Source organism: Falsiroseomonas sp. E2-1-a4 (assembly GCF_051433165.1).
GTDB lineage: Bacteria > Pseudomonadota > Alphaproteobacteria > Acetobacterales > Acetobacteraceae > Falsiroseomonas.
Map to the genome: position 1 here is coordinate 58,501 of NZ_JBHMFS010000015.1, position 16,946 is coordinate 75,446.

Annotated in this window: 15 protein-coding genes and 1 pseudogene; 13 read left to right on the top strand and 3 right to left on the bottom strand. The window is 71.2% G+C overall.

All coding sequences use genetic code 11. The annotated features are described in order from the left end of the window. Positions 1-27: 27 nt before the first annotated feature. The 3 genes from ACFHNC_RS16590 (at position 28) to ACFHNC_RS16600 (ending at position 3,880) form a co-directional block, all read left to right on the top strand. Positions 28-1,350, top strand: a complete 1,323-nt coding sequence (locus tag ACFHNC_RS16590; protein ID WP_437170343.1) for an aminotransferase class I/II-fold pyridoxal phosphate-dependent enzyme — start codon at positions 28-30, stop codon at positions 1,348-1,350. Continuing rightward, positions 1,347-2,462, top strand: coding sequence for a hypothetical protein (locus tag ACFHNC_RS16595; RefSeq protein WP_437170344.1), 1,116 nt, complete (start codon positions 1,347-1,349; stop codon positions 2,460-2,462). Before ACFHNC_RS16590 ends, ACFHNC_RS16595 begins: the two co-directional genes overlap by 4 nt. Before the next feature lie 128 nt (positions 2,463-2,590). Continuing rightward, positions 2,591-3,880: a capsule biosynthesis protein gene (locus ACFHNC_RS16600; protein WP_437170345.1), complete on the top strand. Its 1,290-nt coding sequence runs from the start codon at positions 2,591-2,593 to the stop codon at positions 3,878-3,880. A 232-nt stretch (positions 3,881-4,112) separates the two neighbouring features. Here the strand turns inward: ACFHNC_RS16600 and ACFHNC_RS16605 are convergent, their stop codons facing one another. Both ACFHNC_RS16605 and ACFHNC_RS16610 read right to left on the bottom strand, forming a co-directional pair. Continuing rightward, positions 4,113-4,898 (bottom strand): SDR family NAD(P)-dependent oxidoreductase, encoded by a 786-nt coding sequence (locus ACFHNC_RS16605; RefSeq protein ID WP_437170346.1) that lies wholly within the window; start codon positions 4,896-4,898, stop codon positions 4,113-4,115. After that, complete coding sequence (locus ACFHNC_RS16610) at positions 4,895-6,535, bottom strand: capsular polysaccharide export protein, LipB/KpsS family (RefSeq protein ID WP_437170347.1); 1,641 nt, start codon at positions 6,533-6,535, stop codon at positions 4,895-4,897. Before ACFHNC_RS16610 ends, ACFHNC_RS16605 begins: the two co-directional genes overlap by 4 nt. Positions 6,536-6,718: 183 nt before the next feature. On the opposite strand from ACFHNC_RS16610, the gene ACFHNC_RS16615 reads away from it, so the two are divergent. From ACFHNC_RS16615 to ACFHNC_RS16650, 8 genes are all read left to right on the top strand, one after another. Further along, positions 6,719-7,135: a hypothetical protein gene (locus ACFHNC_RS16615; protein WP_437170348.1), complete on the top strand. Its 417-nt coding sequence runs from the start codon at positions 6,719-6,721 to the stop codon at positions 7,133-7,135. After that, positions 7,132-7,983, top strand: a complete 852-nt coding sequence (locus ACFHNC_RS16620) for an ABC transporter permease (protein ID WP_437170349.1) — start codon at positions 7,132-7,134, stop codon at positions 7,981-7,983. The genes ACFHNC_RS16615 and ACFHNC_RS16620 overlap by 4 nt, the downstream gene beginning before the upstream one ends. Next, positions 7,983-8,633, top strand: coding sequence for an ABC transporter ATP-binding protein (locus ACFHNC_RS16625; RefSeq protein ID WP_437170350.1), 651 nt, complete (start codon positions 7,983-7,985; stop codon positions 8,631-8,633). The genes ACFHNC_RS16620 and ACFHNC_RS16625 overlap by 1 nt, the downstream gene beginning before the upstream one ends. Positions 8,634-8,652: 19 nt before the next feature. Continuing rightward, positions 8,653-9,816: a capsule biosynthesis protein gene (locus ACFHNC_RS16630; RefSeq protein WP_437170351.1), complete on the top strand. Its 1,164-nt coding sequence runs from the start codon at positions 8,653-8,655 to the stop codon at positions 9,814-9,816. 106 nt (positions 9,817-9,922) lie between these two features. Beyond that, the gene (locus tag ACFHNC_RS16635) at positions 9,923-11,710 is read left to right on the top strand and encodes a polysaccharide biosynthesis/export family protein (RefSeq protein WP_437170352.1); all 1,788 of its coding nucleotides are present in this window, start codon (positions 9,923-9,925) and stop codon (positions 11,708-11,710) included. A gap of 131 nt (positions 11,711-11,841) precedes the next feature. Then, a complete protein-coding gene (locus ACFHNC_RS16640; RefSeq protein WP_437170353.1) occupies positions 11,842-12,825 on the top strand; it encodes a tripartite tricarboxylate transporter substrate binding protein in 984 nt (327 codons plus the stop codon). Positions 12,826-12,885: 60 nt separating this feature from the next. Further along, on the top strand, positions 12,886-13,815 hold the full coding sequence (locus tag ACFHNC_RS16645; protein WP_437170354.1) for a hypothetical protein: 930 nt from the start codon (positions 12,886-12,888) through the stop codon (positions 13,813-13,815). A 53-nt stretch (positions 13,816-13,868) separates the two neighbouring features. Continuing rightward, a complete protein-coding gene (locus ACFHNC_RS16650) occupies positions 13,869-14,861 on the top strand; it encodes a CorA family divalent cation transporter (RefSeq protein ID WP_437170355.1) in 993 nt (330 codons plus the stop codon). Here ACFHNC_RS16650 and ACFHNC_RS16655 read toward each other — a convergent pair whose 3' ends face one another. Continuing rightward, on the bottom strand, positions 14,862-15,287 hold the full coding sequence (locus ACFHNC_RS16655) for a nucleoside deaminase (protein WP_437170443.1): 426 nt from the start codon (positions 15,285-15,287) through the stop codon (positions 14,862-14,864). 101 nt (positions 15,288-15,388) lie between these two features. On the opposite strand from ACFHNC_RS16655, the gene ACFHNC_RS16660 reads away from it, so the two are divergent. Both ACFHNC_RS16660 and ACFHNC_RS16665 read left to right on the top strand, forming a co-directional pair. Further along, complete coding sequence (locus ACFHNC_RS16660) at positions 15,389-16,105, top strand: gamma-glutamyl-gamma-aminobutyrate hydrolase family protein (RefSeq protein WP_437170356.1); 717 nt, start codon at positions 15,389-15,391, stop codon at positions 16,103-16,105. Beyond that, positions 16,102-16,896: pseudogene (locus ACFHNC_RS16665) on the top strand (pseudouridine synthase); the annotation flags it as partial. The gene ACFHNC_RS16660 and the pseudogene ACFHNC_RS16665, both read left to right, overlap by 4 nt. Positions 16,897-16,946 lie beyond the last annotated feature (50 nt).

Below are 16,946 nucleotides of genomic sequence, written 5' to 3' on the forward strand. Positions count from 1 at the left end.
GAAGCAGTCAGGGATCAGCACCACAGCATGAGTCGCGGTCAGGGATTCGGTCTATCCAACGCCGCGCGACTTGCGCTGGTCCAACGCTTGGCACGGCGGCGGGAAGGGCAGGATGCCCAGGCGGCCTCGGACCAGAAGGGCTTCGGCGCCATCCAGGGCCTGCGCGATTTCGGCCTGATGCAGGAAGCGATGGGCGCGCTGTCCATCGAAAGCCCGTTCTTCCGCGCGCATGAGGGCAGGGCCGGCGCGCACAGCCTGATCGGCAACCGCGACACCATCAATTTCGGCTCCTACGATTATCTTGGGCTGAACGGCGATGCGCGGCTGCACAAGGCGGCTGCCGCTGCGATGGCGCGCTACGGCATTTCGGCCAGCGCATCCCGGCTGGTGTCCGGCGAAAGGCCGGTGCATGGGGAGCTGGAGCGGCGGCTGGCGGCGCATTACGGCCAGCAGGCGGCACTCGCCTTCGTCAGCGGCCATGCCACCAACGTAACTGTGATCGGCCATCTGATGGGGCCGCGCGACGTCATCGTGCACGACGCCGCCATCCACAATTCCTGCGTCGAGGGTGCCAAGCTGTCCGGCGCGCGGCGCGTCTCCTTCGCCCATAACGATGTTCGCGCGGCGGAGCGCGAGATGGCCGCCGTGCGACGCAGCGCCGGGCGGGCGCTGCTGCTGGTGGAGGGGCATTATTCCATGGATGGCGACGTGCCGGACCTGGCTGCGCTGGTCCGCATCGCCCGCAAGCATGATGCCTGGCTGATGGTGGATGACGCGCACGGCCTCGGCTGCGTCGGCGCCACCGGCAAGGGGGTGTTCGAGGCCGCCGGCGTCGATCCCGCCGAGGTCGATATCTGGATGGGCACCCTGTCCAAGACGCTCTGTGCCGCCGGCGGCTACATCGCCGCCCGCGCCGACCTGATCGACTGGATGCGCCATACCGTGCCGGGCTTCGTCTATTCGGTGGGCCTGTCGCCGATGCTGGCGGCCTCCGCCGCCGCGGCGATGGATGTGATGGCGGCGGAGCCTTGGCGGGTGACCAAGCTCCAGGCGAATTCGACGCTGTTCCGCGACCTGTGCCGGGCGCGCGGCTTCGATACCGGCACCTCGGAGGGCCTCGGCATCGTGCCGGTGGTGCTCGGCAGTTCCGTGCGCGCCATCCGGGTTTCGGCGGCCCTGCTGGACCATGGCGTGAACGCGCTGCCCATCGTCTTCCCGGCGGTGCCGGAAAAGCTGGCGCGGCTGCGCTTCTTCATCTCCGCCGAGCATTCCGAACAGGATGTGCGGGACGCCGTGGCCGCGCTGGTGGCGGCGACGGATGGCGTCGCGCCGGCCGACCTGGCCGGGTGAGCCTGCACACCCGACCCGTTTCCACGCCCGCGGAGGCGCGTGCCTTCCACGCCCTGCCGGCGCGGTTGCGCCACCTCGGCTGGTCCGTGCCGCTGCGGCGGGAGGAGGCGCGGATGTTCGATCCGGGTTTTTTCCAATTCCTGGCCGATCATCACGTGGCGCGCTTCCTGGCCTGGCGGGGCGGCACGCCAGTCGGGCGCATCGCCGCCTGCGTGCCCCATGATGCCACCGCGCCCGCCACCTTCGGGTTCCTATGCGCCGAGCGTGACCCGGCGGTGCTGGCGGCGCTGCTGGACGCTGCGCGCGGCTTCATCCGCGCGCAGGGCCGGGATGCCCTGACCGGGCCGCTCTCCTTCACCATCAACCACGAGGTCGGCGCCCAGGTCGGCTTCCATGACCGCCCGCCGATGCTCCGCATGCCCGGCACGCCGGATTGGCTGCCGGCGATGCTGGACGCTGCCGGGTTGGCCCCGGTGCAGGATGTGCTGGCCTGCACGCTGGCGGTGGCCGCCGAACGCCATTCGGCGCGCTTCGCCGCGCTGGCGCTGAGGCGCCCGCAGGACGTGGCGCGACTGCGCCTGCGGCTGATGGACCGGCGCGATTTCGCCGGCGAGGTCCGCCGGATCGCCGATCTCTACAACGATGCCTGGGGCGCCAATTGGGGCGCGGTGCCGCTGCGCCCGGCGGAGGTGGAAAGCCTCGGCCGGCTGCTGCGGCCACTGCTGTGGTCGGGCGAGGTGGTCTTCGCCGAGTGGGACCGCACGCCGGTCGGCCTCGTCGCCGTGGTACCGAACCTGGCCGCCGCCATGCCGGCGGATGGCAGGCTGCTGCCCTTCGGCTGGCTGCGCCTCGCGGGTGCGCTGGCCGGACGTGTGGGCTCGGCGCGGGTGCCGATGCTCGGTATCACCCAGGCCTTCCGCGGCCACCCGGCCAGCGCACTCGCCATGGGTGCCTTGCTGCGGGAAGCGATCAGCCTGGCCGGGCGGCGCGGCTGGGGGCAGCTTGAGATTTCCTGGATCCTCGAAGGCAATGCGGCGATGCGGAACGCCATGGCGCGGCTGCCCGCGCCGGTGACCGGGCGTTGGCGGCTGTGGCAGGGCACGGTGGTGTGAAGCAGGTTGAAACCGTCCCGGGTCCCGGCGGCATTGACAGTTTCGCCACTGGTGATGGCTATGGGACCCGCATGCTGCCGCCTCCCTCTCACGCAACCCCGCCGGACCGGACCGCGGACACCCACACCGTGGGCTCCCCACCGGGGCCGCGCACCGGACCCAGGCCAGGACCCCGTCGCTTCCTGTTCCTGCAAGGCCCGATCAGCCCGGTCTTCTTCGAGGTGGCGGGCGGGCTGGCGCGGCTTGGCCATGTTGTGCACCGCATCAACCTCTCGCTCGGCGACCGGCTGTTCTGGCGGCAGATGCCGGGCGTGCGGCAGGCCGTGAACTTTCAAGGCAGGCCTGCGGCCTGGCCGGATTTCATCGCCGCCTACCTGGATCAGCACGGCATCACCGACATCCTGCTGCTGGGCGAACAGCGCGCCTACCATCGCGCCGCGATCGCCGCGGCGCAGCGGCGCGGCGTTGCGGTGGCGGTGACGGATTTCGGCTATTTCCGGCCTGACTGGGTGACCCTGGAACGCGACGGCATGGGCGGGGACAGCCATTTCCCGCGCGACCCCGCGGCGATTCGCGCCCTGGCCGAGGGCCTGCCGCCAGCCGACCTGACGGAACGCTTCCGCGACGATTTCAGCCTGCAGGCGCGATGGGACGTGGCCTACCACCTGGCCAACCTCGCCCCCTGGCCGTTCCGCCACTACGCCAGCCACCAGCTTCATCACCCGATCTCCACCTATTTCGGCATCGCGCGCCGGCTGCTGCGGCGCCGCGCCGAACATGCGGAGGGGCTGCGCGCGCTGGAGGCCATCGGCACCGCGCCCTTTTGGCTGTTCGCCATGCAGATGGAGACGGATTTCTCCGTCCGGGCTTACTCTCCCTATCCGGACCTCGACACCCCGATCACGGAGGTGCTGGACAGCTTCGCCCGTCTGGCCCCGCCGGATGCGCATATGCTGGTGAAGGTCCATCCGCTGGACCCCTGCGTGAAAAGCTGGGGCCGCCGCGTCGGCGCCATGGCGCGGCGCGCCGGGGTGGAAGACCGGGTGCATGTGGCGCATCACGGACCACTGGATGCCATGCTGCTGCGCGCCCGCGGGCTGATCACGATCAACAGCACCGTGGGGCTGCGCGCCCTGGCGCTTGGCCGCCCCTCCAAGGCGTTGGGCCAGGCGGTGTGGGACGTGCCGGGCCTGGCCCACCAGGGACCGCTCGACCGCTTCTGGTCCGAGGCCGCGCTGCCGGACCTGGCGCTGCGCGACGCCTTCCTCGCGGCGCTGCAAGCCACCACCCAGCTCCGCGGCGTGTTCTACGCCATCGAAGGCCGCGCCGCCGCCGTGCAGGCCATCGTCGAAACCCTCCACGCGGACCGCGTCGGCCCGCGCCTGCCGGCGGCGGCTTGCCAGGTGTCGGCGGGGTAGGCGCTGGTGATTGCAGGGGGGCGTCGGCCCCCCTGCACCCCCGACCAGAGGCCTCGGGCCCCTGGACCGCGAGAACCTGAGTGAAGGTGGCGGAGGGGCCTTTGGTCGCTCGACGCCAGCGGTGGTTTTGGCCCCTCCGCCACCTTCACTTGACGACTCACCGGGGTCCAGGACCCGGGTCCTGGCGGGGAGGTGCAGGAGGGGCAGCGCCCCTCCTGCAAGCCACCAGCGCCTACCTCTCCGGACTCACCCGGAACCGCATCCGCCGGCTGGCCCAATCGCCGAGGCGGGGTGGCAGCAGGGCGAGCAGGCGCAGCGTCAGGGCCAGGGGCCAGGGGAAGGCGGCGCTGGGGCGGCCGGTGCGGAGGGCGTGGTGGACTCGGTCGGCGGCCTGGTCCTGGGTCAGCAGGAACAGGCGGGGGCCGTGGAAGCGCTCGCCCATGGCGCTTTCGAAGAAGCCGGGGGTGATGATCGTGACGCGCAGGCCGCGCGGGCCTTCGGCGGCGCGCAGGCCCTGGCCCCAGGCGATCAGCCCGGCCTTGCTGGCGCAGTAGGCGGGGAAGTCGGGCAGGCCGCGGAAGCCGGCGACGGAGGCGATGAGGCCGATGCGCCCGGCGCCGCGCGCCCGCATGCCGGGCAGCAGCGGGCCTATCAGGTTGATGGCGCCGATCAGGTTGACCGCGACCTGCCGGGCGGCGGCGGCCGCATCCTCCGGCGTGCCATCCGGCGCGGTGCCGGCGGAGGTGCCGGCATTGGCGATGACCAGGTCGACGGGGCCGGTGGCCTCGAAGGCGGCCAGGGCGGCGGCGATGCCGGGGGCGTCGGTGATGTCGCGTGGTGCGGTGGTCACGCTGGCGCCGCGCGCGCGGCACTCCTGTGCCACCGCCTCCAGCGCGGCGGCGGACCGCGCGGTCAGCAGCAGGCGGGTGCCGGGCGCGGCGAAGCGCCGGGCCAGCGCGGCGCCGAGGCCGCGGGAGGCGCCGCTGATGACGATGCTGTTGATGGAGGCGTCCGTCATCGCCAGCCGCGCAGCCAGGCGAGGCTGCGCGTGACCAGGCCCTGGAAGGCGCGCAGCCGGGCGCGGCGGCCGGGGGGGAACAGGTCGGGGCGGTCCATGCGCTCCAATAACACCTCCGGCGGGCAGGGCAGGCGGGTCAGCGGGTCGATGCAGCGCGGATAAAGGATCAGCGCGGCGGCGACCAGTTCGTCCAAGGTCAGATGGCGGGTGCGGGGCGGGGCGGCGGGCGGGCCGCGATCCTCCGTCAGGCCCCAGCCGGCATAGAAGGGCGTGCCCCAGCAGGTGACGGGCAGGCCGCGCAGCAGCGCCTCGAAGCCGGTGAGCGAGGTGATGGTGTGGACCTCATCGACCAGCCCGAACAGGGGCGCCATCGGCACGCCGCGCAGCACCTGGTCGGCCAGGCCTTCCAGTTCCGATTCGGCGATTCGGCCGCGGCGGAAGCCGGCCTCGATGTCCGGGTGCGGCTTGTACAGAATGAAGGCGTCCGGCGCGGCGGCTCGCACGGCGCGCAACAGATGCAGGTTGCGGCGGACCCGGCCGGCACCTTGGCGGATGGAGGCATCATCCTCCACCTGGCCCGGCACCAGGATGCGGCGGCGGCCCGGCGGCGCGGCGATCTCCGGCACGGTGCCGCCGAGGTTGTATTTGGTGACCCCGCGCGCGACCACGGCCAGGCGCAGCGCCCGCGCACGCTCCAGCAGGGCGGGTGGGAAATCGGCGGTGGCCAGCAGCCGGGCCAGGTCACTTTCCCGAGCCGGATCATAGTAGGGGCCGCGCGAATCCAGCGCGAAGGACGCCCCGGCCCGAAAGGCGGCGCCGAGACCGGCGGAGCGGATGAAGCCATCCTCCATCCAGCGCAGTTCCACGCCGGCGGCGGCGCAGCGGGCCGGCAGATCCTCCGGCGCGCTGGCGGACCAGGCGAGCAGCGCGCCGCCACGCCGGGCGGCCAGCGCCACGGCGCGGCCCGGACTGCCCGTGAAGGTCGGCTGCGGCGCGTCCGAGGCCAGCAATTCCCGCACCCTGTCCCGCTTGTAGGGGTGAATGCCGAGGCAGGTGGCGATGCCGCGCCCCTCCGCCTGCCGCGCCCACCACAGGGCCAGGATGTCCAGACCGTGCTCGATGCCGCAGGGCGTGTTGTGGAAGGGGTCGGTCGCGTGGGTGGCAGACAGGATCGCGGCCCAGGTCTCGGCGGCGTCGGCGCCGGCAAGCGGGCCGTCAGCGAGCGGCACGCCGGCGGCCAGCGCCAGCAGCGCAAGGTCGCGGCTGGCGCCGTGCAGCGTCAGGTCGAGGTCGAGCAGGCACCAGGGGTCGATCGGCGGCAGGCTGCCGGGCAGAACCGGAGCGCCCTCGGCAAACGGATCCTGCACCAGCAGCACCGGCGCACCCGCCGCCTCAAGCGCGCGCAGCGTGTCCAGCGCCGCGCCGCGCCGCGCCGGATCGCAGGGGTCGAGCATGATGTGGCGCGCGGCGCCGGCTGCGGGGGGGTGCCGGCGCATGTCGGGTGGCGCGCCGATCCGGCCGGCCGCCATCGCCGCCATCACGCGGCGCGCCAGCGGCAGGTCCGGCGCGCTCGGCGGCGTGGTGAGCGCGTTGCCCACCGGATCCGGACCGCTGCCCACAACCAGCAGCACCGGCACCTGGCGCGCGCCAAGCCGTGGTGGGCGAAACGGGCCTGGGGTGCCGTGGCACGCTGCCTGCGGCAGCCGAACGGGCGGCAGCGCGGGATCGGCCGGTGGGCGCGCGGGGCGCCCGGCTTGCATGGGTCGCTGCATACATTTGCATTTTGCCTAAGGCGGGGCCTTCGGCTAGTGTCCGGCGCCATGATGCATCGCACACAGGCGCCGGCCATGCCGGCTGGCTCGTCTTCCGGTCCCGTGCTCCTGCGTGCCACGGTTGTGCTGATCGGCGTACTTGCCTTGGCCGGTTGTGCCCGGCTGGGGCCGCAAGGCATGGCTGGCCGTGCGGCGCCGGCCGCAGGCCCCCCCGCCTCGGTGGACCCTTTGGTGGTCTGGGCCGGGCGGGCACAGCCCGGTGCGACGGACCGGCTGACGCTGGCGAATGGGCAGATGGCGCAGGTGCGCATGGTGCGCGCCTACAATGCGGCCAGCGGCCGCGAATGCCGCGAACTGTTGGTCGGCTCCGGCATGGTGGAGCGATCCCGGCTGGTCTGCGCGGTCCCCGGTGGCTGGGTTGAGGCCCGGCCGCTGCTGCGCGGTGGCGGGGCGCCCAGACCGTGAGTGCCGCGGCTGGCGGCCCAGGCGGCCTGCCCAAGGGGCTGCCGGATGGCCTGCCGGCGGCGCGGAGCCAGTTCGAGCAGACACTCGAGGGGTTTCGGGTCCAGGGGCGGGTCATTCACGCCCTGCTGCTGCGCGAATTGCAGACCCGCTTCGGCCGCGGCCATCTGGGCTTCCTGTGGCTGTTCCTGGAGCCGCTGCTGCTGGCCAGCGCGATCGGCCTCCTCAAGTCGCTGTTGAGCCCGGGTGGTACGGGCACGGTGCCGACCTTCCTGTTCGTTGTCGTCGGCTACGCGCCCTATTTCGCCTTCCGCGCCATCATCAACCGCGCCACCACCGCCTTCCAGGCCAATATGACGCTGATGTACCACCGCCAAGTGCGGCTGCTCGACATCATGCTGGCGCGCAACCTGCTTGAGATGGCAGCCGTCACCTGCGTGCTGCTGCTCGTGATCGCCGGTACGTCCTGGATCACGGGCTTTGCGCCGCATAACCTGCCGACGATGGTGTTCGGGCTGCTGCTGTTGTTCGGCTTCGCCAATGGCCTGGCGTTGCTGGTCGCTGCGGGTGCGGCGCGGTGGGAGGTGGTGGACCGTATCGTCCACCCGGTGACCTATATCTCACTGCCCTTTTCCGGCGCGCTGTTCGCGCTGCACTACATGCCTCGCCATTTCCGAGAATTGTTGCTGTGGAACCCGCAGGTCCATGTGCACGAGATGATGCGCGACGGAATGTTCGGCGACCTGATCCCTGCCTACTACAACGTGCCGTATCTGCTGGGTTGGGTGCTGGTGTTGAATCTGCTCGGCATGGCTGCGGTGCGTGCGGTCCGCACCCGGCTCGAATTCTGATGATCTATTTCGATAGGGTCTCCAAGCACTACGATGTGCGCGGCGGCGGCAAGAAGCATGTGCTGCGCAACGTCTCCGGCATCATTCGGCCCGGCGATGCGCTGGGCATCCTCGGTCGGAACGGTGCGGGCAAATCGACACTGGTGCGGATGCTGGCCGGGGTGGAACACCCGACATCCGGGCGAATCGAGCGCAGGATGACCGTGTCCTGGCCACTCGCGCATGGCGTCGGGCTGCAGAACTCGATGTCGGGTGCCGACAATGCCCGCTTCATCGCCCGCATCTACAACCAGCCGGTCAAGCGGGTGCTCGACTTCGTCGAGGATTTCGCCGAACTCGGCCCGTACATGAACATGCCGGCCAAGACCTATTCCGTCGGCATGATGGGGCGGTTGCTGCTCGGCCTGTCCTTCGCGGTCGATTTCGACTGCTACCTGATCGATGAGGTGACGGCGACCGGCGACCAGCGCTTCGTGCAGCGCGCGCAGGAATTGCTGGCGGAAAAGACCCGCGGCCGATCCCTCGTGCTGGTCAGCCATGTGCCGGAACACCTGAAAATTTATTGCCGCTCCGCCGCGGTGCTGAATGAAGGCAGCCTGACCTTCTTCGAGGATGTCGATGAAGCTGTCGCCACCTATAAGGCCCTCTGAGGCCGCAACCACCTCCGGCATGGATGCGCCGCTGGCGCAGGCGCGTGCGCGGCCGAAGCGCAGCCTGTTCGCGCGGTTGCGGCCGAAAAGCGTGCTGGGCTGGTATGTCGTGCTGGTGCTGCTGCCGACGGCCATCGTCGCGGGCTACTACATGACCTATGCGGCCGATCTGTACGAGGCGGAGGCCCGCATCCTGGTGCGCGGCCGCCCGGGCGCCAGCGGTGGCGGCGGGGCCGGCGGCATCGCCAGCATCCTCGGTGCTTCCGCCGGCGCGCTGCGGCCCGGGGCGGAGGAGGCACAGGCGGTCACATCCTTTGTCGACAGCCTGGACGCGGTGGCCGGGCTGAGCCGGCAGTTCAACCTGGCCGAGATCTGGCGCCGTCCGGAGGCCGATATCGTCTCCCGCCTCTGGTACGATGACCCGGAGGCCGAGCGGTTGCTGCGCTACTACCGTCGCCGCGTCACCGCCACCTATGACCTGGAGACCAGCATCGTCACCCTGAAGGTGCTGGCCTACCGGCCGGACGATGCGCGCGGGATCGCCGAGGCGCTGCTGGGGCTGTCCGAGGACCTGGTCAACCGCTTCTCCGCCCGCACCTCCGAGGACACGCTGCGCGTCGGGCGGGAGGAGGTTGCGATCGCGGAGCGGCGCGTGGTCGAGGCCCGGGCGGCCCTGACCGCCTTCCGGGAGCGGGAGCAGACGCTGGACCCGACGGCCGCCGTCGGCTCCGCGGTGCAGACCATTGGCCGGCTGGACGCAGCACTGTCCGCCACGCGGGCGGAGCTGCAGGAAAAACAGGCCTTCATGCGGCGCGACAATCCTCAGATCCAGGTGCTGAACAACCGTATCGCCGCGCTTCAGGCGCAGATCGCGACGGAACGGCAGCGACGGACCAGCGGCGACGAGACCTTGACCCAGCAGCTTTCAGGCTATGAGCGCCTGCAGCTCGAGCGGGAGTTTGCCGAGCGGGTGTATTCCTCGGCCATCGGGTCCATGGAGGCGGCGCGCGCCGATGCCCAGCGCCAGCAGGTCTTCCTGATGCGCGTGGTCGAGCCGAACATGCCGGAACGCTCCACCTTCCCGAAGGCGATGTTCAACACCATCACGTTGCTGGTGGGGTTGACGGTGCTGTTCGCGATTGGCTGGCTGATCATGGCGGGTGCCCGCGAACACGCGAGCTGAGACGGCTGCGGCGACAGGGCCTTGTCGCCGCAACCTGGACAACTCGACCACTGGGTTCAATCGCTGGCCGACCTCGCGCCGGCCCCATCCACGGATTTCGCCCGACATGTCAGACTTCGCCCGCCGCCTGACCCAACACAGCTTCCGCCGGATGGCACCCAGGCTGGCCCTGCTGCTGGGGCTGCTGCTGCCGGCGTTGCTGTTGCCAGGGCTGGCCGGCGCGCAGATCCAGGCGCCGGGGATGCCGAATGTGGGCCAGGCGATGCGCGGCCCCGCGGTGGGCAGCCTGCCCGCGCTGCTCGGCACGACCGGCGACACGATCAGCACGGCCCGTGCCGGCACCTCCACCGCGGCGGAGGGTGGGCCTGTGGCCGTCGGCCCGATCGGCGACCCGGCGCGTGCCGCCGGCCCGGCCACCGTGGTGTTCGGCGCGGCGCTGTTCACCCGCGCGCCGCCCTCCGCCACCGATACGCCCAATCCGAACTACGTGATCCGGCCAGGCGACCGCGTTTCCGTCACCATCTGGGGCTTCATCGAGGCCTCGGTCGTCGGTGTCGTGGACCCGGAGGGTAATCTGTTCCTGCCGCAGATCGGCCCGGTCCGGCTGGCTGGCAGCCGTGCGGGCGACGTGCAGCGCGTGGTGGAAGCCGAGGTGCGGCGCGTCTATTCGCAGCAGGTGCAGGTCTATGCCGTGCTGCTGAACGCCAGCCAGGTGGGCGTCTTCGTCACCGGCTATGTGCGCCTGCCGGGCCGCCATTTGGGCGCCGGTTCCGACAGCATCCTGGACTATCTGACCCGCGCCGGCGGCGTGGACCCCGGCCGCGGGTCCTATCGCGACATTGTCGTGAACCGCGGCGGCCGCACCGTGGCGCGGGTGGACCTGTATCGCTTCCTGCTGACCGGGCAGTTGCCCAACATCACGATGCAGGAGGGTGACACCGTGGTGGTGGCGCCGCAGGGCGCCATGGTCGGCGCCGATGGCGCGGTCCGCAACAATTTCCTGTTCGAGGTCAATGGTCGTTCGATGCCGGGGCGCGAATTGCTGGCCCTCGCCTCGCCCTTGCCGGCCGCGACCAATGTGGTGATCCGCGGCACCCGCGGTGGCCAGCCCTTCGCCCGCTACGTCACGGTGCGGGAATTGGGCGGCATGCAGGCGATGGACCAGGACACCGTCACCTTCATCACCGATTCCCCGGCACCCACCGTGCGCGTCTCCGTCGAGGGCAGCCGCATCGGTCCCTCCGTCCTGATCGCGGATCGGGACACCTCGCTCTGCACCATGCTCGACCATGTCGCGGTGGATCCGGTGCTGGCCAACCCGGCCGGCGTGTTCCTGCTGCGCCCCTCGGTCGCGGCGCAGCAGGTGCGCGTGATCAATGAGGCGCTGGACCGGCTTGAGCGCCAGCTGTTCATGACCGTCTCCTCCACCACCGGCGTGGCCGAGATTCGCGCGGTGGAGGCCAATCTGGTGGCCTCCTACATCCAGCGCGCCCGCCGCACCCGGCCGGAAGGCCGCCTGGTGGTGATGGACCGCACCGGCCGCTGCGCCGATGTGCGGCTGGAGGATGGCGATGTGATCGTCATCCCGGAACGGGTGCAGACGGTGCTGGTCTCGGGCGAGGTTTCGGTGCCGCAGGCGGTGGTCTGGCGCCCGGATATGCGGATTTCCGACTATGTGCGCGCGGCCGGCGGCTTCGCCGAACGCGGCACGGAAAGCCAGGTGATGATCCGCAAGGCCTCCGGCGAGCTGATCCTGGAGCCGACGGAAGGCCCGTCTCCGGGCGATGAGTTGATCGCCCTGCCGCGGCTTGATCCGAAGAACTTCCAGATCGCGCGCGACCTGTTGAACCTGATCTTTCAGTCCGCCCTGTCCGCGCGCGTTTTCATGAACTGAGAGCCCGCGCGGGCGTGATTTCACGGTGATGCCGCGCCGCGCGGCAGAGATTGCGGCGCGGCGCAGGGCGCGATACCTGTTCAGGCGATGACCGGCCGAAGGCCGGCACCTGGCAGGGAGGCCGCACCACAGTGACCAAGACCATGATTTCGTCCATCGGCCGCCGCAGCGCACTTGGCCTCGGTGCAGCGCTGCTTTCGGCCCCCACCGTCTGGGCGCAGGACCGCTTCCCGAGCCGGCCGATCCGCCTGCTGGTGCCCTGGGCGGCCGGCGGCACCACCGATATCCAGATGCGCGCCCTGGCCGACCAGGCCTCGAAGCGCTTCGGCCAGCCGGTTGTGGTTGAGAACCGCGCCGGTGCCGGCGGCATCCTGGCGCCGCAGCAATTGCTGAATGAACGGCCGGATGGCTACGTGCTGTCGCAGATGCCGATCAGCGTCTTCCGCCATCCGCAGATGGCCCAGCGGGCGCTGTTCAACCCGCTGGAGGATTTCACCTACGTCATCCACCTGACCGGCTACCTGTTCGGCATCGTGGTGAATGCGGAAAGCCCCTGGCAGACGCTGGAGGAGTTCCTGACTTATGCGAAGGCCAATCCGGGCAAGGTGAATTACGGCACGCCGGGCGTCGGCACCTCGCTGCACATCACCATGGAGCAGATCGCCGGCCAGCGTGGCGGCATTGACTGGACGCATGTGCCGTTCCGCGGCTGGGCGGAGAACAGCCAGGCGCTGCTCGGCAACCAGATCCAGGCGAGCGCCGATAGCTCCGGCTGGGCGGAACTGGTGCTGGCCGGCCGCCTGCGGCTGCTGACGACCTGGACGGCGGAGCGCGCCAAGCGCTTCCCCAACGTGCCGACGCTGAAGGAAAGCGGCATCGACATCGTCTCGGCCTCTCCCTACGGGCTGGCCGGGCCGAAGGGGATGAACCCGGACCATGTGAAGGTGCTGCACGATGCGTTCCGGGAGGCGCTGTTCGACCCGGCCCATATCGCCATCCTGGACCGCTTCGACATGGCGCCCTTCCACCTCGGCCCCGACGAATACGCCGCCTTCGCGCGCCAGCAATACGCCGAGGAAGGCGCGATGATCCGCCGCCTGGGCCTGCGCCTGTGATCTGAGACGTCCGCCCGGCCGGTCTGGCCGGGCGGGCGGGGCTGTGGCATCGGTGGGGGCATGACCTCCACCGCCCATATCCGCTGCGGCGATGATCTGCGGGATCTGCTGCCCCGCGCCGGCCATGACGGAGCCTATCTGCCGATTGCCGACCCGGTCTGCGTCGGGGCCGTCTCCGATGATGATCTGATGGCCTATCTCGGCCTGCGTGCCCGGGTGGTCGCCCTGCATGCCGGGGTGGATGGGCAGGAGGCGCGGCTGCGGCTGGGCCGGGACTACATGGCGCTGAACACCCTGGCGCAGTTCGACCGGGTGCTGCTGTGGTTCGAGCATGATCTGTGGGACCAGGCCTGTCTGATCCGGGTGCTGTCCCTGCTGGAGGATCGTGCGCTTGCAGAGGGGGCACCGCTGGCCGGCCGGCTGTTCCTGATGCCGGCCGATGGCAAGCGCCCCTTCGCGCTTCTGCCGCCCGAGGAACTGGCCACGCTGCAGCCGGTGCCGCTCGGCCTACTGCAATTGGCGGCCGGGGCCGAGGCCTGGGCCGCCTTCGCCAGCCCCAACCCGACGGCGCTGGACCGGCTGACCCGCCGCGCATCCCCCCTGCCGCATCTGGCCGCGGCGATGCGCCGGCACCTGCAGGACCTGCCCTGGCGCGCGGATGGGCTGGCGCTGACCGAAAGGCTGCTGCTGCGCGCCGTCGCCGATGGCGCGGCGGACCTTGTGGCAGTGCAGCGCGCCCTGCTGGCGGCCGACCCGGTCTTCCATGTGACCGACCTGATCGTGCGGGATGTGGCGCTGCGCCTGGCCACCGGCCCGCAGCGGCTGATCTCGCGCTCCGCGCCCTGGACCCTGACCGAACGCGGCGCGGCGGTTCTGGGTGGGCAGGCGAAGCACCGCCCGGCGCCGCGGTTCCAGGCTGGGGTGATGGTGGGGCCGGAGCCGATGTGGTGGTGGGACCCGCGCGCGGCGGGGGTGCATCAGGCGGCCTGACGCGGCGGGTTGCGTGGGTCTATAGAGCGGCGGCGCAGCACCAGAGGTTCCTGATGGCCGAAACCCCTGCGAGCCTGCCGCCCTGCCATGGCCTGATCGCGGCCTGGAGGCTGGGCGAGGTGCCGAAGCCGCTGGACCCGCAGGAGGTTGCCGCGATGGCCGCCGCGGGCGCGGCGCCGATCTGGCTGCATTTCGACCTGGTGGATGCCCGGGCGCGGCACTTCCTGCTGGCGCTGCCCGCGCTGCCGCCGGCGGCGCGCGCCGCGCTGGTCGAGGTCGAGGAGGCGACCCGGATCGACGTCTCCGGCGATGCGCTTTTCGGCTGCCTGCCGGATATTCACTTTGATGCCGACGCCGCGGCCGCGCCGCCGATCGGGCTGCTGCATTTTGCGCTGACGGCCAGGCTGCTGGTCACCGCCCGGCGGCACCCGCTGCGCGGCGTGCACCAGGCGCTGCTGGCGCCACAGGTCGCGACACCGGCGGAGGCGCTGGGCAGCGCGTCGCGGCACGCCATGCTCGAATTCGCCCATGTCATTGCCCTGCTCGGCCGGCAGATGGCGCAGATCGAGGATCAGCTTCTGCGCCCTGGCGGCGTCCCGCCACGCGACACGCTGGCCCCGCTGCGGCGGGAGGCGCTGCGCCTGTCGCGCCACCTGGACCCGCTGGCGGAGGCGCTGGAGGATCTGGCAGAGGATCTGGAGGAAGGGCAATTCGTGCCCATGGCACCGCTGCTGGCGCCGCTGCTGGTGGAATCGCGGCGTGTGCGGGCGGCGGTGCGGGGGCTGGCCGCGGTGCTGGAACGCGGCCGCATCGCCCAGGACCAGACCGCATCCCGCGCGGCCGAGGAAACCAACCGCCGGCTGCTGGTGCTGTCCGTGATTTCCGCCGCCATGCTGCCGGCGAGCCTGGTGGCCGGCATCTTCGGCATGAATGTCGGGGGCCTGCCTTGGCTGGAGCATTCCGGCGGCTTCGTGCTGGCACTGGCGCTGATCGGCACCTCCGTCGCCGGGGTGCTGGTGGCGCTGCGGCTTGGACGGATGCTTTGATTATCGAAGCCCCGCAAAAAACCCCCGCAGCAGCGCCGCGGCCTCCGTCTCCCGCACCCCGCCGATCACCTCCGGCGCGTGGTGGCAGGTGGGCTGGGTGAAGATGCGCGGGCCGTGTTCCACGCCGCCGCCCTTCGGGTCATAGGCGCCGAAGACCAGGCGCTTCACGCGAAAGAAGGCGATGGCCTGGGCGCACATGGCGCAGGGCTCCAGCGTCACCCACAGTGTCGCCTGGGGCAGCAGCTTGCTGCTGGCGGCGGCGGCGCGCAGCGCCAGCATTTCGGCATGCGCCGAGGGGTCGCGGCGAGCCTCCACCTCATTGCCCGCCCGGGCCAGCACCTGGCCGGCGGCGTCCGTCACCACGGCGCCCACTGGCACCTCGCCGCGCGCGGCGGCGGCGCGGGCTTCCTCGAAGGCGATCTCCATGGGCGACATGGCGCCTGCTTTGCCCCGGCGGGTGCGGCCGGTCGAGCGGTATTTCGTCGTCGCGGGCGTGGCGGGCGGCGTGGAAGTGCTATAGCGGGGCGATGAACAGACGCCCGGTCATCGGCGTGACCCTGGATGCAGAACCGGCCGGCGGCTGGTCCAAACTGCCCTGGTACGCGCTCCGCCAAAACTATTTCTCCTCCATCATCGCGGCCGGCGGATTGCCCGTCGCGCTGCCGCACCATCCTGAGCTGGCGGTCGAGTATCTCGATGTCCTCGACGGGCTGCTGGTGACCGGCGGGGCGTTCGATGTGGACCCGGCGCTGTGGGGCGGCGGCGCGCCGCATCCGAAGGTGACGCTGAAGCCCGGCCGCACGGATTTCGAACTGGCCGTGACGCGCGCGGCATTGAACCGGGACCTGCCCGTGCTCGGCATCTGTGGTGGCCAGCAATTGCTGGCGGTGGCGCTCGGCGGGACGTTGATCCAGCACATCCCGGACGAGGTGCCCGGCGCGCTGGCGCATGAACAGCCCAACCCGCGTACGGAGCCGGGGCATGAGGTGGCGATCACGCCGGATACGCTGCTGGCCCGCATCGTCGGCAATGGCCGCATGGCGGTGAATTCCGCGCATCACCAGGCGGTGGCCACGCCTGGCGCCGGCGCCGTGATCAACGCGATGGCGCCGGATGGCGTGGTGGAGGGCATCGAGCTGCCCGGCCACCGCTTCGCGCTGGGCGTGCAATGGCACCCGGAATATGGTGTGGACCCGCGCGACCCGGATATTCTTTCGGCCTTTGTCGAGGCAGCCCGCCGATGAGCGACGAACCCGAAGACCTCATCCCCGAGGCTCCCGAAAGCGCCGAGGACACGGCCGAGCGCGGCGAGCGCATCGCGAAGTATCTGGCGCGCGCCGGCATCGCCTCCCGCCGTGATGCGGAAAAGCTGATCGCCGAGGGCGTGGTCAAGCTGAACGGCAAGAAGGTGGACGGCCCCGCCACCTTCGTGAAGCCGGGCGACCGCGTTTCCGTCTCCGGCAAGGCGGTGGCGACGGCGGAACGCACCCGGCTGTTCCGCCACCACAAGCCGGATGGCGTGGTCACCACCCACAAGGACCCGCAGGGCCGCCCAACGGTGTTCGAGCGCCTGCCGCCGGCCATCGGCCGCGTCGTCTCCATCGGCCGGCTGGATCTCACCAGCGAAGGGCTGCTGCTGCTGACCAATGACGGCGCCCTGGCCCGCAAGCTGGAACTGCCGAGCAATGGCTGGCTGCGCCGCTACCGCGTGCGGGTCTTCGGCCATGTCGATGAACGCGCCTTCGCGGCGCTGTCGCGCGGCGTGACGATCGAGGGTGTCGCCTATGGCCCGATCGAATGCGGGCTGGACAGCCGCCAGGGCGGCATCGCCTGGCTCACCGTCAGCCTGAAGGAGGGCAAGAACCGGGAGATCCGCCGCGTGATGGCGCATCTTGGCCTGCAGGTCACCCGGCTGATCCGCACCGCCTATGGCCCCTTCCAGCTCGGCACCCTGCCCAAGGGGGCGGTGGAGGAGGTGCATCCGAAGGTGATGCGCGAACAGCTCGGCATCGGCGAGGCCCCCGCCAAGCGCCGGCGGCGGGAGGAAGTGGCGGCCGAGGCGGCCGCGGCCGCCGCCCCGCCGGT